The sequence below is a fragment of the Pseudoalteromonas sp. S8-8 genome (genome assembly GCF_000497875.1).
In the GTDB taxonomy this organism is placed as follows: Bacteria; Pseudomonadota; Gammaproteobacteria; order Enterobacterales; family Alteromonadaceae; genus Pseudoalteromonas; species Pseudoalteromonas arctica.
Genome location: NZ_AUTR01000009.1, coordinates 16,679 through 37,410 on the forward strand (window position 1 = coordinate 16,679; position 20,732 = coordinate 37,410).

The 20,732-nt window shown below is 39.3% G+C and carries 20 protein-coding genes and 1 other annotated feature (1 of these 21 cut by a window edge); of the genes, 7 read left to right on the forward strand and 13 right to left on the reverse strand.

Translation table 11 applies throughout. From position 1 onward, the window contains the following. Window positions 1–55, forward strand: a sequence feature (Phe leader region) (it extends 63 nt beyond the left edge of the window). A gap of 44 nt (window positions 56–99) precedes the next feature. Beyond that, window positions 100–1,257: a chorismate mutase gene (locus tag L659_RS0101815; RefSeq protein ID WP_007581410.1), complete on the forward strand. Its 1,158-nt coding sequence runs from the start codon at window positions 100–102 to the stop codon at window positions 1,255–1,257. 128 nt (window positions 1,258–1,385) lie between these two features. Here the strand turns inward: L659_RS0101815 and tyrA are convergent, their stop codons facing one another. The 6 genes from tyrA to ffh form a co-directional block, all read right to left on the reverse strand. After that, a complete protein-coding gene (tyrA, locus tag L659_RS0101820; protein ID WP_024589410.1) occupies window positions 1,386–2,519 on the reverse strand; it encodes a bifunctional chorismate mutase/prephenate dehydrogenase in 1,134 nt (377 codons plus the stop codon). Between the two features lie 228 nt (window positions 2,520–2,747). Then, window positions 2,748–3,107, reverse strand: a complete 360-nt coding sequence (rplS, locus tag L659_RS0101825) for a 50S ribosomal protein L19 (protein WP_007581406.1) — start codon at window positions 3,105–3,107, stop codon at window positions 2,748–2,750. Window positions 3,108–3,140: 33 nt separating this feature from the next. Further along, entirely contained in the window at window positions 3,141–3,908 is a 768-nt protein-coding gene (gene trmD / locus L659_RS0101830; protein WP_007581405.1) for a tRNA (guanosine(37)-N1)-methyltransferase TrmD, read from the reverse strand. After that, a complete protein-coding gene (gene rimM, locus L659_RS0101835) occupies window positions 3,908–4,444 on the reverse strand; it encodes a ribosome maturation factor RimM (protein WP_010554631.1) in 537 nt (178 codons plus the stop codon). The genes trmD and rimM overlap by 1 nt, the downstream gene beginning before the upstream one ends. A gap of 17 nt (window positions 4,445–4,461) precedes the next feature. Next, a complete protein-coding gene (rpsP, locus tag L659_RS0101840) occupies window positions 4,462–4,710 on the reverse strand; it encodes a 30S ribosomal protein S16 (RefSeq protein ID WP_002962192.1) in 249 nt (82 codons plus the stop codon). 260 nt (window positions 4,711–4,970) lie between these two features. Then, window positions 4,971–6,350, reverse strand: a complete 1,380-nt coding sequence (ffh, locus tag L659_RS0101845; protein ID WP_007581399.1) for a signal recognition particle protein — start codon at window positions 6,348–6,350, stop codon at window positions 4,971–4,973. A gap of 252 nt (window positions 6,351–6,602) precedes the next feature. Here ffh and L659_RS0101850 point away from each other — a divergent pair, with 252 nt between their 5' ends. Continuing rightward, window positions 6,603–7,409 carry a cytochrome C assembly family protein gene (locus L659_RS0101850; protein ID WP_024589411.1) on the forward strand — a complete coding sequence of 269 codons (807 nt, stop codon included), beginning with the start codon at window positions 6,603–6,605 and terminating at the stop codon, window positions 7,407–7,409. A gap of 61 nt (window positions 7,410–7,470) precedes the next feature. Continuing rightward, window positions 7,471–8,739: an HlyC/CorC family transporter gene (locus L659_RS0101855; protein WP_007581396.1), complete on the forward strand. Its 1,269-nt coding sequence runs from the start codon at window positions 7,471–7,473 to the stop codon at window positions 8,737–8,739. A gap of 48 nt (window positions 8,740–8,787) precedes the next feature. Here L659_RS0101855 and L659_RS0101860 read toward each other — a convergent pair whose 3' ends face one another. Together L659_RS0101860 and gshA are read right to left on the reverse strand one after the other, a co-directional pair. After that, the gene (locus L659_RS0101860) at window positions 8,788–9,399 is read right to left on the reverse strand and encodes a transglycosylase SLT domain-containing protein (protein WP_010554629.1); all 612 of its coding nucleotides are present in this window, start codon (window positions 9,397–9,399) and stop codon (window positions 8,788–8,790) included. A gap of 144 nt (window positions 9,400–9,543) precedes the next feature. Further along, complete coding sequence (gshA, locus tag L659_RS0101865) at window positions 9,544–11,121, reverse strand: glutamate--cysteine ligase (RefSeq protein WP_024589412.1); 1,578 nt, start codon at window positions 11,119–11,121, stop codon at window positions 9,544–9,546. 588 nt (window positions 11,122–11,709) lie between these two features. Here gshA and L659_RS0101870 point away from each other — a divergent pair. Then, on the forward strand, window positions 11,710–13,257 hold the full coding sequence (locus L659_RS0101870) for a methyl-accepting chemotaxis protein (protein ID WP_024589413.1): 1,548 nt from the start codon (window positions 11,710–11,712) through the stop codon (window positions 13,255–13,257). Window positions 13,258–13,309: 52 nt separating this feature from the next. On the opposite strand, the gene clpB is transcribed toward L659_RS0101870, so the two are convergent. From clpB to rluD, 3 genes are all read right to left on the reverse strand, one after another. After that, complete coding sequence (clpB, locus tag L659_RS0101875) at window positions 13,310–15,886, reverse strand: ATP-dependent chaperone ClpB (protein ID WP_007581388.1); 2,577 nt, start codon at window positions 15,884–15,886, stop codon at window positions 13,310–13,312. A gap of 96 nt (window positions 15,887–15,982) precedes the next feature. Continuing rightward, a complete protein-coding gene (gene pgeF, locus L659_RS0101880) occupies window positions 15,983–16,714 on the reverse strand; it encodes a peptidoglycan editing factor PgeF (RefSeq protein ID WP_024589414.1) in 732 nt (243 codons plus the stop codon). Then, window positions 16,714–17,691, reverse strand: coding sequence for a 23S rRNA pseudouridine(1911/1915/1917) synthase RluD (gene rluD / locus L659_RS0101885; protein ID WP_002962209.1), 978 nt, complete (start codon window positions 17,689–17,691; stop codon window positions 16,714–16,716). Before rluD ends, pgeF begins: the two co-directional genes overlap by 1 nt. Window positions 17,692–17,832: 141 nt before the next feature. On the opposite strand from rluD, the gene L659_RS0101890 reads away from it, so the two are divergent. Continuing rightward, on the forward strand, window positions 17,833–18,597 hold the full coding sequence (locus L659_RS0101890; protein WP_007581382.1) for an outer membrane protein assembly factor BamD: 765 nt from the start codon (window positions 17,833–17,835) through the stop codon (window positions 18,595–18,597). A gap of 47 nt (window positions 18,598–18,644) precedes the next feature. Here the strand turns inward: L659_RS0101890 and glnB are convergent, their stop codons facing one another. After that, complete coding sequence (glnB, locus tag L659_RS0101895; RefSeq protein ID WP_002962211.1) at window positions 18,645–18,983, reverse strand: nitrogen regulatory protein P-II; 339 nt, start codon at window positions 18,981–18,983, stop codon at window positions 18,645–18,647. A gap of 160 nt (window positions 18,984–19,143) precedes the next feature. On the opposite strand from glnB, the gene L659_RS0101900 reads away from it, so the two are divergent. Both L659_RS0101900 and L659_RS0101905 read left to right on the forward strand, forming a co-directional pair. Next, window positions 19,144–19,695: a GspH/FimT family pseudopilin gene (locus L659_RS0101900; protein ID WP_007581379.1), complete on the forward strand. Its 552-nt coding sequence runs from the start codon at window positions 19,144–19,146 to the stop codon at window positions 19,693–19,695. A gap of 79 nt (window positions 19,696–19,774) precedes the next feature. Then, window positions 19,775–20,305, forward strand: a complete 531-nt coding sequence (locus L659_RS0101905) for a GspH/FimT family pseudopilin (protein ID WP_024589415.1) — start codon at window positions 19,775–19,777, stop codon at window positions 20,303–20,305. A gap of 6 nt (window positions 20,306–20,311) precedes the next feature. On the opposite strand, the gene L659_RS0101910 is transcribed toward L659_RS0101905, so the two are convergent. Beyond that, a complete protein-coding gene (locus L659_RS0101910) occupies window positions 20,312–20,728 on the reverse strand; it encodes a type IV pilin protein (protein WP_024589416.1) in 417 nt (138 codons plus the stop codon). Window positions 20,729–20,732 lie beyond the last annotated feature (4 nt).

Sequence of the window (20,732 nt, forward strand, 5' to 3'; positions counted from 1 at the left end):
TGTGAGATAAAATCAATCGAATAGTAAAGCCTCCCAACCGGGAGGCTTTTTTGTTTTTGCTGTGTAATAACAGCCTACTTTTGGAATGAGGATACCAAAATGACAAATGATGTATTAAATGCGCTAAGACACGATATAAATGAAATAGACTCCGATTTACTCGTGTTATTAGCTAAACGTCGTCGTATTAGCCACGGTGTGGTTGAGTATAAAATTGCTAACAACAAACCAATTCGCGATGAAGCACGTGAACTCGCACTTTTAGAGAAACTGATTGGTTATGGTAAATCATTAGGTTTAGATGCTTACTACGTGAATAATGTTTTTCAAACTATTTTGGAAGACTCTGTTTTACACCAACAAGCAATGTTACAAAAAAATCTGAATCCAGATGCCCTTAGTGAAACACACCGTGTAACTTACTTAGGTGGTCAGGGTTCTTATAGCCAACTAGCATGCCATAAATATTTTAGCCGCCGCCCGGGTAAATTAGTTGAAATTGGCTGTACATCGTTTGACGAAATAACAGGTAAAGTAGAAAACGGCCAAGCTGATTTTGGTTTATTACCCATTGAAAACACAAGCTCTGGCAGTATTAACGAGGTGTTTGACTTATTACAGCACGCGCAAGTGTCTATTGTTGGAGAAGTAACTCACAGTGTAGAGCATTGCTTACTCGCCAACCCTGATACTGAACTTAGTCAACTAACAAAAATATTTGCACACCCACAACCATTTGCGCAGTGCAGCCGCTTTTTACAGGGCTTAGGTGATTTACAACACGAAACATGTGACTCAACATCAAGCGCGCTACAATCAGCTCTGAACACACCATACAGTGCTGCAATTGGCTCTGCACAAGCGGGGAAAAACGTCGGGCTTGAGGTTATTAAATCAAACCTAGCTAATCAAAGCGAAAACCATAGCCGCTTTATTGTTGTTGCACGTAAGCCTCTACAAGTGTCTAACCAAATTCCAACTAAAACTAGTTTGATCATGTCGACAAAACAACAAGCGGGCTCACTAGCCGATGCGTTAATGATTTTTAAGCAGCATAAGATTAATTTAGTAAAACTTGAATCTCGCCCTACTCCGGGCAATCCGTGGGAAGAAGTTTTTTATGTTGACCTAGAAGCAAACTTAGCTGAAAGCCAAGTAAAAGAAGCGCTAGAAGAACTTAAAGAGCACACCCAATATGTACGTATTTTAGGATGCTACCAAAGCGAGTCACTACAGGCAGTAAGCGTTAATACTTAATAAGCAATTTTACAAATCAAAAAAGGGCCGATATCGGCCCTTTTTCGTTAACTAGTACCAGTCTGCATAAATATTTTAGCAATTTAACGAATTAAATCCCCATACTTAAGCAAACGGTATAACAAATATTAATCTAAAACTTTTGAATCATTCGCTTTATTTAATAAGCTTCTACTTTGCGTTAAAAAGTGTTCTGTCGAGTCAGAAAAGTAAACTTTCGCCTCAGCAAAAGAATCAATAAGCGCTGCTTTATCTCCCGCTTTTAATTTTGCTAATGTACTTGCGAAGGTATCTTGGTACTGTGCAAGTAAGGTTTCTACATCATCGAATTGTGCTAGCATAATATCTGAGTAAAGCTCAGGCGACTGCGCAAATAAACGCCCTACCATCATCAGTTCTAATTGATATATAGGTGACGAGCAGCTACGTAATTCTTCTAGTGTATGACTTTGTTCTGCTAAAAATTGTCCGTACACAAATGTCGTTAAATGGCGCATTACCTGAATAATTTGCATTGCTTCATCATGCTTTTTAGCATCAAGCTCAACAAGCTGACAACCCCATACTTGTAACTGCTGTAACAAACCTTTTGCCGCTTGGTGCTCTCGTCCTTCACATACAACGACTGTTTGTTTTACCCAGTGTGATATATCAGGCCCAAACATAGGATGTAAACCAACCACAGAGCCACTGTGCGCAGCTTTTAGTGCTTTAATAGGCGATTGCTTTACCGATGTAATATCAACTAGTAAACAGTCATCATCTAGTTTAGGTAACTTAGCAACGACAACGTCCAATGCATTAATAGGTACGCTAATCATTACCAGCTTGGCACCTTTTAAAATACTTTTCGCATCGTTTTGCTGATCTTTATCTAAAATTTTAACTTCGTAACCTGAGCGAATAAACTGCTGTGCAAATAACTGGCCCATGGCGCCTTGACCACCCACAATCACAATTGGCGAAAGCTCTGGCGCTGCGCATGCAAGTTTTGCTTGTTGGTTTTGATAGGCTTCTCGCATCATGCGTCTAAGTATATCTTCAACGAGATCTGGGCTTACATTTTGATTTATTGCTTCTTGTCGTCTTGCCGCTAATAGCTCTGCTTCACGGGCAGGTGCATGTAAAGGTGCGCCTGTTTGTTGTTTTATCTCACCAATTTTTTGCGTAATACCATTACGTTTAGCAAGTAAGGCAACAAGTTGTGCATCGCATTCATCTATACCTTCTCTTAGCTGTGCTAAATCACTTATGTCAGCCACGTTCGTCCCACCTTAAAAAACCAAATAACGTAAATATAAATTTACATAAAAGTAAACTAATCAATACGATAAATACTAACAGGATCAGCTAACTGAGAAAAGGCTAAAGCGGAAATTTTACTAATGAGGAATTGAGAATTGAGAATTGAGAAAATAATATTCTAAAACCAAAACGGGTTGCAACCCGAAGGATGCAACCCGTTTTTTTGCGTTGATAAACAGCGCGTATTAGTTAAGTTTTTCTCTAATACGTGCAGATTTACCAGAACGCTCACGTAGATAGTAAAGCTTAGCACGGCGAACTGCACCGCGACGCTTAACTGTTACGCTATCAATAAGAGGGCTGTGCGTTTGGAATACACGCTCAACGCCTTCACCGTTCGAGATTTTACGAACTGTGAATGCTGAGTGAAGACCACGATTACGCTTAGCGATTACAACACCTTCAAAGGCCTGTAGACGCTCTTTAGCACCTTCTTTTACTTTTACCTGTACAACCACTGTATCACCAGGGCCAAATGCAGGTACGTCTGTTTTAAGCTGCTCATCTTCAAGCGCTTTAATAATATTTTGGTTTACTTTTGCCATTATGTTTCTCACTTTCCTAGGTGTAACTGTCTTCTAGCCACAAGCTTTTTGGTACTCTTGCTGAAATTTCGCGAGTAATACCGCTTGCTCCTCAGTCAGAGCTAGGTTATGCAACAAGTCTGGACGTCGTAACCAAGTTCTGCCTAATGACTGCATAAGCCGCCATTTTGCTATCTCTTGGTGGTTACCACTGAGTAATACAGCAGGAACCTGTTTGTCGTCCAATGTTTCTGGTCGTGTATAGTGTGGACAATCTAACAAGCCATCCGAAAACGAATCTTGTTCTGCTGACTGGTTATGACCTAACACACCTGGCACTAATCGCGCTACTGCGTCAATTAATGTCATGGCAGGTAGTTCACCACCACTCAAAATAAAATCACCAATTGACCATTCTTCGTCAACATATGATTCTATTATTCTCTCATCTATACCTTCATAGCGACCGGCAATCAAAATCAGTTTTTTAGAGTTAGCGAGTTCGCTAGCACCTTGCTGATCAAGTTTGCGCCCTTGCGGGGACATATAAATTACTTTAGCACCATCACCAGCTGCTTTTTTAGCTTCGGCAATCGCTTTTTTTAATGGCTCAACCATCATTAACATACCAGGTCCGCCCCCGTAAGGACGGTCATCTACGGTTCTATGCTTATCTAAAGCGTAGTCTCGCGGATTCCAGCAGTTAAAATCAATTAAGCCATTTTTTACTGCGCGACCGGTAACACCTTGGTCTGTAATAGCGTCAAACATGTCTGGAAAAAGGCTTATCACCCCTACCCATAATGAACTAGTTTGCGTCATTAAAAACCAGGATCCCAGTCTACGGTAATTTCTCTTGCATCGTATTTAACTTCTTTAATAACTGAATCAGTTAAAAAAGGAATCAAACGCTCAGCTTGACCAAATGCGTCTTTACTGTTTGCTTTAACAACCAGTACGTCATTTGATCCTGTCTCCATCAGGTCATCAACAATGCCTAAGCTATAACCTTTATCGGTTACAACAGACATGCCAATGAGATCTCGCCAATAGAACTCACCTTGCGGGAGTTCTGGTAAATGCGCTGCATCCATTGAGATTTCAGCATGGGTATAAGCCATTGCTTCGTCTCGGTCGTTTACCTGCGCAAATTTAGCGATAAAGCCTTTGTTGTGGCGACGCCAGTCGACCACTTCTAAGGACTGCCATTTACCTTGCTGCCCTATCAACCACGGGCTGAAATCGAAGATCCCTACGGGATCATCAGTAAATGAATGTACCTTAAGCCAGCCCTTTATACCATATGGGGCACCGAGCTTTCCTACGACAATTATTGATGAGGTGTTCTCTTGACTCATGGTTACACTTACGCCTATTAAGCCGCTTTACGAGCGTCTTTTACTAACTTAGCTACGCGATCTGAAAGAGATGCGCCCTGACCTACCCAGTGTTCAACACGTGGTAAATCTAAACGAATTTTTTCTTCTTGACCTGAAGCAATTGGGTTAAAAAAGCCTACTTTCTCGATGAAGCGACCGTCACGCGAGAAACGGCTATCCGCAACCACAATTTGATAGAAAGGGCGTTTTTTAGCGCCACCACGTTGCAAACGAATAGTTACCATACCGTCCTCTATAAAGATTGACTGTTTTCATTAATAAGATTTACTCCCCAGAATGGGGAGCTGGGGAATTGTACGAGTTTTTGGCAATAACGCAAGTAAGAAGTGAACCAAAAAGGCAGTTTAGTAGGTTAAACCGTGATCTCAACGACAAATAAGAGTTAAAGGTGTATTACATGCATAATTTATTCAACAAAAAAGGAGCTATTTGCTCCTTTAAATATGATTCGCTATTATTTTAAAAAGTAACTTAATGGTACTTTTTAAAATTTAGGACCGCCGCCGCCCATCATTCCAGGTGGTAACATGCCTTTCATACCGCGCATCATTTTAGTCATACCGCCTTTACCTTTCATTTTTTTCATCATTTTTTGCATTTGCGTAAACTGCTTAAGCAACTTATTAATCTCTTGTACTTGTGTACCAGAGCCAGCTGCTATGCGTTTTTTACGCGAACCTTTAATGATTTCTGGGCGTGCACGCTCTTTTTTAGTCATAGAGCTAATAATAGCTTCCATTTGAATAAATGTTTTATCACCCATTTGACCTTTAACAGCATCTGGTAAGTTAGACATACCAGGGAGCTTATCAAGCATTGACATCATGCCACCCATGCTTTTCATTTGCTTTAATTGGTCAGCAAAATCATCAAGAGTAAAACCTGCGCCTTTAAATACTTTTTCAGCAACTCTAGCAGCTTGCTCTTTATCTACTTTCATCTCGACTTCTTCGATTAATGAAAGTACGTCACCCATGCCTAAAATACGCGACGCTATACGGTCTGGGTGGAAAGGTTCAAGTGCGTCAGTGCGCTCACCCACACCCATAAACTTAATAGGCTTGCCAGTGATGTGACGAATAGATAAAGCAGCACCACCACGCGCATCACCATCAGTTTTTGTTAATATAACACCGGTAAGTGGTAATGCTTCGTCGAATGCTTTAGCTGTATTCGCCGCATCTTGACCTGTCATTGCATCAACAACGAACAAGGTTTCAATTGGATTGATTGCTTTGTGAAGATCTTTAATTTCATCCATCATGTTGCTATCAACATGTAGACGACCTGCAGTATCAACAAGTACTACATCTATAAATTTCTTTTTAGCATGAGAAATTGCAGCGGTTGCAATATCAACTGGCTTTTGCGAAATATCACTTGGGAAGAAATCAACATCAACTTCTGCTGCAAGCGTTTCTAGCTGTTTAATAGCCGCAGGGCGATAAACATCGGCACTTACTACAAGTACTGATTTCTTTTTTCGCTCTTTTAAAAACTTAGCAAGCTTAGCTACACTGGTGGTTTTACCCGCACCTTGTAGACCCGCTACCATTACAACGGCTGGCGGTTGCGCATTTAGACTTAGCTCTTCATTAGCCTCGCCCATTGCTTTTTCTAGTTCTTCACGCACTATTTTTATAAATACTTGGCCTGGGCTTAAGCTTTTTGTAACTTCAACCCCAACTGCGCGTTCTTTAACTTGTTTTACAAAGTCGCGAACAACAGGCAATGCCACATCGGCTTCTAAAAATGCCATACGCACTTCGCGAAGTGTGTCTTTTATGTTGTCTTCCGTCAGACGGCCACGGCCACTGATATTTTTTAAGGTTTTACCTAATCGTTCTTGGAGGTTCTCAAACATGTAACGGTTCCGATAAGACGTTTATATCAATCCATTTATATTTATGATTAATTTGATTTTTCAATTAACCTAGATTGACTTATTAAGTTTCAATTAAAAGTAGTATACCGTATATGGCGTCTTACAATATAGTGTTCAAGTGCACCTTGATGAGTTTCTTTTTTTAAGGTCTATGCATTTGCTTTGCTATAAAATACAATGGCTGTATAACAACAAGGATTATTTTGTCTCAAATTAAGTGGCCCAAGCACAATGCTGATTATTAGTTTAACTATTATTGCCAGTTTATTTTATGTGTTAGCAACGTCTCACGTGCTTTCACGGCTGTTTCATCAACAAGGCCCTAGCCAAAAAGTAACCGTTATTTTAAGCACGGTTGCTATAGTGGCGCACATGCTGCTATTAGTTAACTCTGTTTTTAGAGCCGACGGTCAAGATTTAAGTATCGTAAACGTCGCTCTTTTGACGTGCTGGGTGATTGTGGTCTCGGTGACGGCTGTCTCGCTAAAATTCCCTGCAACTTTATTGTTGCCCGTTGTTTATGGTTTTGGTGCCTTACTAACCATTGCCAGTTTATTTATTCCTCATCATATTTTATTGCAAAGTATTAATATTGAGGTGGGTTTAGTAACGCACATCTCTTTATCTTTGTTAGCCTACTGTATTTTAATTATCGCCACTTTATATGGTGTACAGTTTTACTTTATTGATAAACGTTTAAAACGTAAAGATTTAGCAATTGTGCATAGCCATCTTCCGCCTTTAATGGTTGTGGAGCGCCAGCTTTACCAACTTCTTAATTTAGGCACTATATTACTCACATTTGCATTACTTTCAGGGTTTGTATTTCTTGATGGAATGTTCGCTAAAGAGTTCATTCATAAAACAATATTATCGTTAGTTGCGTGGGCTATTTTTACCGTTGTAGCTATCGGGCATATGAAAAAGGGTTGGCGCGGTAAACCGGTGGTTATTACAATCATGGTCGCTGCATTTGTCCTCACACTCGCTTATTTTGGCAGCCGTTTCATACAAGAAGTGATACTAAATAAGTTTTAACTTGACTCTGCTTGCTCACTCTAGCTTAATACGCATTGATTTATAAGAAAAGGATCCATCGTTGGACGACATATCGACAAGTACCCTATTTATCATTTTAGGTTTTTTGGTGCTTTTTTCTGCTTATTTTTCTGGTTCAGAAACCGGAATTATGTCAATCAATCGTATACGCCTGCGACACCTCGCTAAAGAGGATCATCGTGCAGCTAAACGAGTCAGTAAATTACTTAGCCGTCCAGATAGGCTCATCGGTTTAATCTTAATCGGTAATAACCTTGTTAATATTGCAGCAGCCCAAGTTGCAACCATTATAGGTATTCGTCTTTATGGTGACCTCGGTATTGCAATAGCTACAGGTGTGTTAACTTTAGTCGTGCTTATATTTGCTGAAGTAACCCCTAAAACCCTTGCTGCTCTTTATCCTGAAAAAGTTGCCTTTCCAAGCTCTATTATTTTAAAAGGGCTACTTAAAATAATGTTTCCTTTTGTCGTGGTTATTAACTGGATGACAAACGGTATACTGCGGTTATTTGGTATTAGTGCTGCTCAAATCGACGAACACAGCATGAGTAAAGAAGAATTAAAAACAGTACTCAATGAGTCAGGCGCACTTATTCCTGCTCGTCATCAAAGTATGCTGACTTCAATTTTAGATTTAGAACAAGTAACCGTTGAAGATATTATGATCCCACGAAACGAAATTGTGGCCATTGATATAAATGACGATTGGAAACTAATTAGTCGCCAGCTTACCCATGCACAACATACTCGTGTGTTGTTGTATCGCGATAATATAGATGATGCAGTAGGTTTTATTCACTCACGTGATGCGCTTCGTTTACTTACAAAAGAGCAATTTGATAAACCATCTTTGCTACGAGCTGTACGTGAAATTTACTTTATCCCTGAAGGAACATCACTAAATACTCAGCTATTAAAGTTTCAGCAATCTAAAGAACGCATAGGCTTAGTGGTAGATGAGTATGGCGACATCCAAGGCCTAGTGACCCTAGAAGATATTTTAGAAGAAGTTGTTGGCGATTTTACAACTACGCAAACTCGTACGCCGAGCGAAGAAGTAGAAACACAAACTGATGGCTCATGTATTGTGGATGGCGGCGCTAACGTACGCGATTTAAATAAAGAAATGGGTTGGGATTTCCCGCTCGATGGACCTAAAACTTTGAGTGGTTTAATTGTTGAATACTTGGAGAATATTCCTGATGCAAATATTAGTTTGCGTATCGCGGGATATCCTATTGAAGTACTCGAAGTAAAAGAAAATATGATAAAACAAGTGAAGATACTGCCGAATAAGCGTTCTCGCTAAATAAAAAAGGAGCCAATTGGCTCCTTTTTTATATCCATTAATAACTATCTAGCCAAATATAAGACGTTCAAACCAACCTTTATCAAGCTCTTCTTCGCAGTGTTTTAATTGAGCGCCATAGCGGCTCGCTCTGTGCTTAACTTTGTTCGCAACACCCATTAGCCACTTTTTCTTTTTGTACGTGCCACGCTTATAACCACCCCAGCCTTCATGATAATTAAGGTATTGTGCGTAAGCATCCCATTTAGATATTTTATTTACTTTATGGGTTTTATAAACAAACCACGCCATAAAGTCGATTGCATCGTCAAAGTCGTCTCTATCAGCACCGTTGTTGCCTGTTTCACGAATATAATCAGACCATGTTGGTGTTTTAGCTTGCGAGTAACCATAGGCATCACTTGCGCGACCGGTAGGAATTATCCATAAGAAGTACTCCATAGGCGGAGCGGCATCATGCTTAAATGAGCTTTCTTGGTACATCATACTCATGAGTACATGCTTGGGAGAACCCCATTTTTCTTGTGCATCTTTTGCGTCGAAATACCAATCTGGCTTTTCTTCAAAAATTTTACATAAATCGTTAGGTTGCTTTGGAGGCGCTGTAGCACAACCGGCTAAAGTAATGGCGAGAGATAGGATAATTGCATTTTTTTTCATTTTTCTAAGATCTCACAGAACTTTTTTAAAAAGTGTGGGTCTGACTCAATGAATGCAGCAGTACAGCATTAATTCATCCCTGAATATATTTACGCAGCCAACTTAGGCTGCGTTTTTTTGCTTAAATTTTGCTAAATACCAAGGTTATTTACCGTCAAAATACGCATCTAAAAACGCGGTAAATGACTGGGTATCTGCTTGCTCAATTGCAGCTTGTGCTTCGTTAGACTCTACAACTTGTTGTTCCAGCCAAGGCTTTAAAAACTCGCTGTAGTCAGTGTCTGCGTGGCTTTGCTTATATTTACTAGCCAATGCTAGTGCAAAGTGGCCGTTGTCTAAACCAGACTCTTTCAATTGTGACACGTAACGTCCAGAGTAAGTAAGCTCTGGATTATGTATCCACGTTGCCATGCGCTTTATAGTATCTGAGTAATAGTTAACACCATAAGCATTATCCATCCATTTAGCGACATCAGTAAGCTGGGTAAATATTTCATCGCCCCACGACTGAAGGCTACGCTGTGTGTTATTAAAGTTAAGCATTAGCCCTTCTTCTCGACCTTGGTTTACTACTGTGTCGAGATTTTCAGTACTACGTGCTTGTTCTTTCCAATCCATTGGAGCTGAATCTTTTAATAAACAATACGTTAAAAACACATCTAAAAAGTGAATTTGCTCAATATCAATACCAACTTCGCTAAACGGGTTAACGTCTAATGCGCGAATTTCTACGTATTCAATACCTGCTCGAAGCAATGCATCCGTTGGCGTTTCGCCACTTTTCGCATTACGCTTAGGACGAATTGGCGAGTAAAATTCGTTTTCAATCTGCAGAATATTTTTATTTAACTGCTTAGGGTTTTCACTCTTGTAGTCATCAAGATCACCATAAATTTCTGATGGTGTGTTGATTGCTTTTTTAAGGCCCGCTACATATTCATCTAACGAGTTATACATTACGCGTAGTGACGACTGAGCGCTATTTGTATAACCTAAATTACCTAAACGCAGTGCTGTACCAACTTCTAAGTAAAGCGTGCCTTTACCTAGTTTTTTAAATGGTAAGTCGGTTTTTCGACCTTGCAAAAATGAGTTACACAATGCTGGCGATGCGCCAAACATGTAACTTATTAGCCATAGTTCGCGTTTAAAGTTACGAATAAGGGATAAGTAACCTTCTGAAATAAAATCTTGAAGGCTTGCATTACTTTGTTGTAACGAATGAAGTGACTGCCAAAGCGTATCTGGGAATGAAATATTAAAGTGAACACCCGCAATTGCTTGCATCATACTACCGTAGCGATTTTTTAATCCTTCACGGTATAGTGTTTTCATTTGACCAGTATTTGAACTACCAAATTGAGCTAGCACTATATCGTCTTGGTGCTCAATAAAACACGGCATACTAATGGGCCAAAGTAGTTCATCGCCCATTTTTTCTAGAGTGAACTTTTGAAGGTCTTTTAATTGCTTAAGCGTTTGCGTTGACGATTCACTAACTGGAGTAATAAATTCAAGTAAAGACTCAGAAAAATCAGTTGTAATATGGCCGTTAGTTAACGCACTGCCCACACCTTTTGGGTGACCTTGAGGTGATATAACACCATTATCTTGTATTCTTAGCGACTCTCGCTCTATGCCACGTTTAATGCCTTTAACTGCATGTTGGTGCTCATTTACTGATAACGCTTCAAGTGCGTTAGCTAAATCATGTGTTGTCAAAAAATCTTTCCTCGGGCCACGTGGCTTAATCATAAGGTTATGGGGGCTAATTACTTAGACTCAAGATTAATACCAATTTTATTGAAAATATGATCATTCTATCGCATTAAATAGCGCACTCACTGCGTTAAAAATTATTCATATAGAACAACTACATGTCATAATTTTTGCCTTGTTATTGTGCTATTTTCTTAGCGCTATAATAGATCACTTATTTAATGCAACTGGTATAAATTGCTAAGAACAATATAATTTCTCTAAGTTAATAATTATTTACCCACTCTATACATGCGCTTAATATGACCAACATCATTATATTAAGTCGTAATATTGCCATTGCTCTGGGCATTATACAAATGCTTTAAATGCGTATTTAAGTATAAATTAAATACGCAAAATATAAGCCCAAAATAATAGACCGGAACTTATTTAAAATGAGTTCAATTTAGCTACTCGATATTTAAATTTGATCTAGATCAATAAAAACAATTATTTGTCTTATGAGCATAAAAGGAAAGACGCTATTTTTTGCTTTGTAGTGTGTAACCAATATAATGACAGCAACAATAAAGGATGATAATAAACATAATGCACAATGATAAAAGCTTAAAAAATGAAGAAGTATACTTTGATGAGTCACAAGAGCTTGTTTCTACTACCGACCTCAAGGGTGTAATAACATACGTCAATCAAGAGTTTTGCTCTGTAGCAGGTTATAGCGCACAAGAGCTTATCGGTCAGCATCATAATATTGTTCGTCACCCTGATATGCCAAAAGCGGCCTTTAAAGAAATGTGGGCAACATTAAAACAAGAGCACTCGTGGCGCGGCATGGTTAAAAACCGCTGTAAAGATGGCCGTTATTATTGGGTAGATGCCTTTGTAACCCCTATTTTTGAGCATAGCCGACTTGTTGGTTATCAATCAGTAAGAACTAAAGCAAGCTCTCAACTTAAGCAACGTGCACACGCTCTTTACAACAAAATAAATGCCAATAAGTCATCATTTAAACTACGAGAACACACCACAATAAGACAAGGCATTACTTTTATATGCCTATTACTTTGGCTGATTTTTATTGCTGTTACGGGATCAATCTCTTTAGCTGTAATTAGCCTATTGATGTGCGCCTTAGTTATTGGGCTAAATTATGACGAACTGCTTGTTACCCCTAAAATATTACGCGAACAAAAAGCAAAAGCCGATTCAATCTCTCGCTATATTTACAGCGGCCATACACCGCATAGCGTAAGTGATTATAGAGAGCAAATGCTAAGCGCAAAATTGCGCACGGTTCTTGGCCGTATGAAAGACTCCACATTAAGCTTTAATGGCATCGCAACTGATCTAGATAAACAATCTACGCTTACTGAAAAAGGTATTGCTTCGCAAGGTGAGCGTTTAGAACAAATTGCATCAGCGATGACTCAAATGAGCTCTACCATTGGTGAAATATCAGTAAATACCGCTCAAACAGCTGATAAAGTGAATAACACCCATCAAAGTTGCTCTGAAATAAAAGACCATATTGCAGATAATAGTAAAATGGTATCTGATTTAGCTTTTCAAGTAGAAAAGGCTGCAACCACAGCCACCAGCTTAGCCTCTGAAGCAGATAAGATTGGTAAAGTAATGAGTGAAATAGAGGGAATTGCCGATCAAACTAACTTACTTGCCCTCAATGCAGCGATTGAAGCAGCTAGAGCGGGAGAGCATGGTCGAGGCTTTGCTGTAGTAGCCGACGAGGTAAGGACCCTTTCGTCACGTACTCAAAATGCTACAACACAAATCCACAGTTCTATTAAAGAAATACAAGATACTTTATTTAGCTGGTCTAAAGTAATGCAAAGCACTAAAGCACAAGCCGATAATTGTGTGCTGACAACCGATAAAACTCAAGTTGAATTAGAGGGGATTTTTATCCAAATCAGTGAAATATCTCATTTAGCAATACAAATATCATCTGCTGCAGAAGAGCAACAAATGGTTAGTAATGATATTAGTAATAATGTTTCGCAAATTAAAGACTTTGGAGATAACAACTTAAGCTTAAGCTTTAATGTGGCAAAAGGAGCAGCTGAACTTGTTGAAGGTTCACGTAGGGTGAACGATTTATTACTAACTTTTAAAGTTTAACAAACATAAAAAAGCCGCTATTTTAGCGGCTTTTGAGTTTAATTATTTACAATTAACGCTTGGAAAATACCAGAGAGTCGTCATTTGCATCAATAACGATCACGCAACCTGGTAAGTAGTCTCCATTGAGTAACTTTTGTGCCAGCGGGTTTTCAATCGTTTGTTGAATAGCACGCTTAAGCGGACGTGCACCGTAGACAGGATCAAACCCACTTTCTGCAATTCGCTCAAGAGCAGCATCGCTTATTTCAAGCAGATATCCCATCTCAGTTAAACGCTCACGTAATTTCATTAACTGAATATCAGCTATTTCTTTTATATGCTCGTTTGCTAACGGGTGGAACACGACAGTCTCGTCTATACGGTTAATAAATTCAGGCCTAAACTCATTAATTAATACTTCCATTACTTTAGCTTTAAGGGTCGTGTAATCATTATTACCCGCTTGCTCTTGGATAATATCTGAGCCTAGATTTGAGGTCATGATAATAACGGTATTTTTAAAATCAACGGTTCTACCCTGCCCGTCAGTTAATCGGCCATCATCTAATACTTGCAGTAAAATATTAAACACATCAGGATGCGCCTTTTCTATTTCATCAAGCAATATCACTGAGTAAGGTTTACGACGAACAGCTTCTGTTAAATAACCGCCCTCTTCGTAACCCACGTAACCTGGAGGAGCCCCTACTAGACGTGCGACTGAATGTTTTTCCATAAACTCAGACATGTCGATACGCACCATGGCATCTTCGGTATCAAACATAAAACCAGCCAGTGCTTTTGTCAGCTCGGTTTTACCCACACCAGTTGGACCTAAAAATAAGAAAGAACCAATAGGACGATTAGGATCTGCAAGCCCGGCACGTGAGCGTCGTATTGCGTTAGAAACAGCAACAACCGCTTCATCTTGCCCTATTACTTTACTGTGTAACTTATCTTCCATTTGCAGCAGCTTTTCACGCTCACCTTGTAGCATTCTTGCAACAGGAATTCCTGTCCAGCGAGACAGTATTTCAGCAATTTCATCCTCACCTACTTGGTTTTTAAGCAGAGTCATTTCTTGCATTTCGGCTTGTGAGGCTAAATCAAGTTTTCGTTCAAGTTCTGGAATTCGCCCATATTGCAGCTCTGACATACGCTGTAAATCACTTGCTCTTCGCGCTACATCTAAATCTAATCTTGCTTGTTCAAGCTCGGCTTTAATTACTTGCGTGCCTTGAAGTGATGCTTTTTCAGCATTCCATATCTCGTCTAGCTCACGATATTGCCCATCAAGGTCGGTGATCAACTCTTGCATTTCAGCTCGGCGTTTTTGACTTGCTTCGTCTTTTTCTTTCGCTAGCGCATTATCTTCTAACTTTAGCTGGATGATACGGCGTTCAAGCTTGTCTAACGATTCTGGTTTGGAGTCAATTTGTAATCGAATTGAAGAACCCGCTTCATCTATTAAATCAATCGCTTTATCAGGTAATTGACGGTCACTAATATAACGATGAGATAACTGCGCCGCAGCAACAATCGCGGGGTCAGTAATTTCTACTGAATGATGTAACTCATATCGCTCTTTTAAGCCACGTAATATTGCAATGGTATCTTCAACAGATGGCTCTTCAATAAGTACCTTTTGGAATCGACGCTCAAGAGCTGCGTCTTTTTCTATATATTTACGGTATTCATCAAGCGTGGTTGCGCCAACACAGTGTAATTCACCGCGTGCTAATGCTGGCTTTAACATATTGCCTGCATCCATGGCACCGTCACTTTTTCCTGCACCTACAATAGTATGTATTTCATCAATAAATAAAATGACTTGGCCTTCTTCTTTAGCCAATTCGTTTAATACTGATTTTAAACGTTCTTCAAATTCGCCACGGTATTTAGCACCCGCAACTAACGCCCCTAAATCAAGTGATAGTACGCGTTTATTTTTTAATCCTTCAGGTACTTCACCATTAATAATACGCTGTGCTAACCCCTCGGCAATTGCTGTTTTACCAACACCTGGTTCACCGATTAATACAGGGTTATTTTTAGTGCGGCGTTGTAGTACCTGAATCGTGCGGCGAATTTCGTCATCGCGACCAATAACGGGGTCAAGCTTACCTTGCTCTGCTCGCTCAGTTAGATCAATCGTGAACTTTTCAAGCGCTTGACGTGTTTCTTCGGCATTTGGGTCATCAACTTTTTGACCGCCGCGAATCGCTTTAATTGCAGTTTCAATTTTAGTCGAGGTAATATTTAACGACCTAAATATATCGCCAAGTGGACCTTTATCATCGCATGCCGCCAGTACAAATAATTCACTTGAAATATATTTGTCTTTGCGTTTTTGCGCGTACTTATCACATAGATTAATAAGTGATGCCATATTGTTTGATAGCTGGACGTCGCCACCTACACCTTCTACTTTAAATAATTTTTCTATTTCTTGTGAAAGCTTGGTGTTGAGTTCGTCAGCGCTGACACCCGTTTGTGCAAATAATGCACGTACACTAGAGCCACTTTGCTTTAGCAATGAATACATTAAATGTACGGGTTCAATAAATTGATGATCGCGACCAAGGGCTAGCGATTGCGCATCAGAAAGCGCAGATTGAAATTTACTTGTAAATCTATCTAAACGCATGGTGTTACCTATTAAATAATCTAATTGCTTAATTAATGGGTATGTTTAGGTGTTTGTTCAAGGTGTAGGGGGAAATATAATGATTAAAGATACTAATTACTTGCGCCAGATCAAACTTGCCATACGTCCAGTTTGTCCATCTCGTCGATAAGAAAAAAATAAGTCACTTTGGGAGACGGTACAATAGTCGCCGCCTTTAATATTTTTAACGCCTAGCTGGGTAAGTAGAGTACGCGCAATACCATAAATATCAGCAAGATATTTGCCATTAGTTTGTAGTGTAAATGCTTGAATAAATGAAGGGGACCTTTTTTGAAATAACTCAAACACTTCAGCCCCAACCTCAAATCGGTTTGGTCCAATTGCAGGCCCTAGCCACGCACTTATATTTTCATATTTGGTACTAAAGCACTCTAATGTATTTTCAATAACTCCCTGCTCAAGTCCTCGCCAGCCGCCATGTATAGCTGCAATTTCTTTTTCATCATCACTCACTAATAAAATAGGTAAGCAATCGGCGGTCATTATAGCCAAAGGCTGATTTAATAACTGAGTATAAAGCGCATCAGCATCGTGTAACTCATCAAAATCAAAATATTCATCAACAATAACAACATTAGAGCTATGAATTTGATTTAGCCACACGGCAGGTTTAGGTAGAAGGTTTGTTAATAATGAGCGGTTTTTTGATACATGATTTTGATTATCACCAACATGGAATCCCAAATTAAAACTTTTAAATGGGATTTTTGAAACACCACCTCCACAAGTAGTACTTAACGTTCCTACTTTATGAAGGTTTTGCCATGTCGCTGACAATAAGTGCATTATCTATCGATATCAGGATTAGCTTTAGTATCTTCACGTAGTGCATGTGTCATAGCAACCATATCATCAGGGATAGGTGCTTGCCATGTCATCATTTCACCGGTGATTGGGTGCGCAATGCTCAATTTTACAGCATGTAGTGCTTGGCGTCTAAAGCTACGAAGTAACTCAAATAACTCAGGTGTTGCACCTTTAGGTGGACGCGGACGGCCGCCATAAGATTGATCGCCAATTAGTGGATGATTTAAATGTGCCATGTGCACGCGAATTTGATGCGTACGACCTGTTTCTAAGCGCAGGCGTAAACGAGTATGAGCACGGAATTTTTCAGCAACACGGTAATGTGTAATTGCCGGTTTACCCAGTTCATGTACTGCCATATGCGTACGCTGAGTCGGATGGCGGCCAATTGCTTTTTCAACCATACCACCTGCGGTCATAGTACCATTACACAGTGCTTCATATTCACGCGTGAAGTTTTCACGCTTTTGTAGCGCTGTTACTAAATGCGTTTGTGCTGGAATCGTTTTAGCTACAACCATTAAACCGGTCGTGTCTTTATCTAAACGATGCACAATACCCGCGCGTGGTACGTTAATTATTTCAGGGTAGTAATGTAGTAATGCGTTTAGCACTGTTCCATTAGGATTACCCGCACCAGGGTGAACCACTAGGCCCATTGGTTTATTAATTACCAAAATATCATCATCTTCATAAACAATGTTTAATTTGATATCTTGTGCTTCGTATTCGCGTGGTGCTTCAATTGTTGTCTCAACACTTACAACTTCACCACCTAGTAGCTTTTCGCGTGGAGTGTTGAAAATTTCACCGTCTACGGTGATTTTATCATCCAATATCCACGTTTTTATACGAGAACGTGAATAATCAGGGAACAATTGTGCTAATACTTGGTCTAGACGTTTACCACCTAATTCGGTTGGAACGTCGGCTTGAAGAGAAATTTGCTCTGACATTAGTAACTTTACCCAATTTACCAGTGCAAGCTTTGCTCGACTGGGTTAGAATCGCTTTTAATAAAAGCATAATATAATACGCATAGTTTACTCGGTTTTACCGACTTGGCCTAGCCGAAGACATCGAAGGTAACAAATAAAATGATAAATAAAATAGGGAAACGTGCATTTGCCATTGTTTTTTCAGTTTCTGTACTTAGTTTAGGCGCTTGTTCGTCTGCTCCAGACCAAGAAGACATTCAACGTGTACCGAATAAATCTGCACACGCTTTATATGAAGATGCAAAAGAAACACTAGATTCTGGTTTATATGCTCGCGCAATTGAACTTTTGAGTGCAATAGATTCTCGCTACCCGTTTGGCCCATTCTCTAAACAAGTACAAATGGACTTAGTGTATGCACATTACCAATCAGGTAATACTGAACAAGCACTTGCAACCATTGACCGCTTTATTCGCTTAAATCCAAACCATAAAGACCTAGATTACATGTATTACATGCGTGGTTTAGTAAACATTAAAGCAGATAAAAATGCGTTCCAAGAGTACTTTGGTGTAGATAGAGCCGACCGTGATGCTAACCGTACACGTGTTGCATTTACCGATTTATCGACACTAGTAAAACGCTTTCCGAAAAGTGATTACGCGCCTGAAGCTAAGCGTCGTTTAGTATGGCTTTTAAACCGTATGGCACGTTATGAATTAAAAGTAGCCACTTACTATTATGAGCGTGAAGCTTATTTAGCTGCTGCTAATAGAGGTAAGTTTGTTGTTGAACACTACTCACAAAGCAGTTACTTAGATCCCGCGCTTGAAATGATGGAAAAAAGTTACGACCAATTAGGTTTAACTGAGCTTAGTGAGCACGCAAAGCAAACACGAAGACTAAATAAAAGAACTAAATAAACAAAAAGGCGCTTAGTAAGCGCCTTTTTACTGCGTAGAAGAAAATCTTAAATCGCCTCTTCATCTTCCTCAGCAGTACGAATACGTATTACACGCTCAACATCAGTGACAAATATTTTACCGTCACCGATTTTTCCTGTTTGTGCCGTTTTTACAATAACTTCAATTGCACGGTCTACATCTTCATCAGTCAATACAATATCAAGTTTTACTTTAGGTAAAAAATCAACCATATACTCTGCGCCACGATATAACTCAGTGTGACCTTTTTGACGTCCAAAGCCTTTAACTTCGCTTACCGTCATACCTGTTATACCTACATCCGACAACGCTTCACGCACATCGTCTAACTTAAAAGGTTTGATAATTGCTTCTATTTTTTTCATATTAATTACTTTTGAAAGCTCCAGTTGCCTCGATTTTAGACAATCATGATGTTCATAGCAAACAAAGCGATTGAATTACGGTGATAAAACAACCGATCATGGTATAATTTATTGTATAAAAATAGCTATACTTAAATGACTAGCAGTAAATGAGATTAATATGAAAAACAAACAAAACGGATTCACTCTTTTAGAACTCATGGTAACCGTTGCTATCGTTGGGATCATTGCATCAATTGCGATTTGGAATAGCAGCGATATGTTAGAAGAAAATAGAGCTGAGAATTTTTTGTTGGAGTTAAAAAGAAATATTAGCTATGCACGCTCTCAAGCAGCAAGTACAGATGAAATAGTCGTTATATGTGCCGCGCAGCATGGTGAAGTAAAAAATCAAAATGACACAATGCAATGTCGTAATCGATGGGACAGAAATAAAATTATCATTGTATTCATTGATGGTGATAATAGCGGTCAATACAACAGCTCTACAGACTCTTTACTACGAGTTATGGAAAAAATAAGCCTTAATGACAAAATAAAATATACTGGTAATGATAGGAGATTACGGTTTAATACCAGTGGTCGAATAACAACGAACCCCGGTGATTTTGTATTTTGTCCTAATAATGGCAGTGAAAATAATAAAGCTTTAACAGTATCTCAATCTGGTACTTCTTTTTATACCGGTGATACAGCTCAGACTTGCGGTTAAAAAACATACAAATTCATCTTGTCATATTTGTATCATTTACTAGACTGAGTTAATCATTTATTAACTCAGGTCTTCAAGGATGAGATTATCAATATCAAAAAACAAGGGAGTGACACTTCTTGAATTAATGGTTTCAATTGCTGTTGTCAGTGTAATCAGTCAATTATCGATGTGGTTTTATCCAGACTTCTTGGCTAAAAACCGATTAGATAACCATGTGAATCTACTACACCGAAATATAAATTATGGCCGTCTTTACGCAATTGAAAATGGTACTTACGTCACGCTTTGCGCACTAAAAGGCAGTCAATGCACAAAGGACGAGTGGGATGGTCAAATGTCACTATTTATCGACAAAGATAAATCAACGACTCTAGATGATGATGAGTTACTCTTAAGCACTTTCGAGGATGTTCATGATGCTGATACTTTAGAGTATCCGCGCAACGCCATTACATTTCGTCCAGATGGTTCTTTAAATGGTTTTCAAAATGGGACTTTTATATATTGCCCCAATAGCGATAAAGCCAATCTCGAAGGATTGGCTTTATCTGTAAGTCAAACGGGTAGAATTCGCATCAAATCAACTGATAAGTGTCAGAAGAAGTAATCTAGGCTATCGACCCCAACAATAATCAATATCAGAGTTACCTTTACTTCCTTTTGCACCTTTAAGGCCTGTGTCAGTAATTGTAAGCTCTTTACAATCGTTATCCCCCTTTACAGCACCGGCTATAGGCTTAGCTGTAATAGTGAAGGTATTGCTATCGACTACCTTTATGGATAGCTCAAAATGGCCATTTTCGGTTTTACTTTGCAATCCTAAATCAGTAAATGTCTCTGTATATTCCCTATTATCCACAAAATACTGCTCCTCCTTGTTTGCAGCATCTAACAACGCTGCAGCAGCTTCAGCGCGCGAAGCACGCTTTACATATTCAGTATAGTTAGGCAGCGCAATTGAAGCGAGTATGCCGACGATAGCAACGGCTATCATCAGCTCAATTAAGGTAAACCCGTGTTGTTTTTTCATCTAA

Bases quoted from the DNA above. Each gene is read 5' to 3' on its own strand.
- L659_RS0101815 (WP_007581410.1), top strand. From the start codon at position 100: ATGACAAATGATGTATTAAATGCGCTAAGACACGATATAAATGAAATA.
- rplS (WP_007581406.1), bottom strand. From the start codon at position 3,107: ATGGCAAAAGTAAACCAAAATATTATTAAAGCGCTTGAAGATGAGCAG.
- trmD (WP_007581405.1), bottom strand. From the start codon at position 3,908: ATGACGCAAACTAGTTCATTATGGGTAGGGGTGATAAGCCTTTTTCCA.
- rimM (WP_010554631.1), bottom strand. From the start codon at position 4,444: ATGAGTCAAGAGAACACCTCATCAATAATTGTCGTAGGAAAGCTCGGT.
- rpsP (WP_002962192.1), bottom strand. From the start codon at position 4,710: ATGGTAACTATTCGTTTGCAACGTGGTGGCGCTAAAAAACGCCCTTTC.
- ffh (WP_007581399.1), bottom strand. From the start codon at position 6,350: ATGTTTGAGAACCTCCAAGAACGATTAGGTAAAACCTTAAAAAATATC.
- L659_RS0101850 (WP_024589411.1), top strand. From the start codon at position 6,603: ATGCTGATTATTAGTTTAACTATTATTGCCAGTTTATTTTATGTGTTA.
- L659_RS0101860 (WP_010554629.1), bottom strand. From the start codon at position 9,399: ATGAAAAAAAATGCAATTATCCTATCTCTCGCCATTACTTTAGCCGGT.
- L659_RS0101870 (WP_024589413.1), top strand. From the start codon at position 11,710: ATGCACAATGATAAAAGCTTAAAAAATGAAGAAGTATACTTTGATGAG.
- clpB (WP_007581388.1), bottom strand. From the start codon at position 15,886: ATGCGTTTAGATAGATTTACAAGTAAATTTCAATCTGCGCTTTCTGAT.
- pgeF (WP_024589414.1), bottom strand. From the start codon at position 16,714: ATGCACTTATTGTCAGCGACATGGCAAAACCTTCATAAAGTAGGAACG.
- rluD (WP_002962209.1), bottom strand. From the start codon at position 17,691: ATGTCAGAGCAAATTTCTCTTCAAGCCGACGTTCCAACCGAATTAGGT.
- L659_RS0101890 (WP_007581382.1), top strand. From the start codon at position 17,833: ATGATAAATAAAATAGGGAAACGTGCATTTGCCATTGTTTTTTCAGTT.
- glnB (WP_002962211.1), bottom strand. From the start codon at position 18,983: ATGAAAAAAATAGAAGCAATTATCAAACCTTTTAAGTTAGACGATGTG.
- L659_RS0101900 (WP_007581379.1), top strand. From the start codon at position 19,144: ATGAAAAACAAACAAAACGGATTCACTCTTTTAGAACTCATGGTAACC.
- L659_RS0101905 (WP_024589415.1), top strand. From the start codon at position 19,775: ATGAGATTATCAATATCAAAAAACAAGGGAGTGACACTTCTTGAATTA.
- L659_RS0101910 (WP_024589416.1), bottom strand. From the start codon at position 20,728: ATGAAAAAACAACACGGGTTTACCTTAATTGAGCTGATGATAGCCGTT.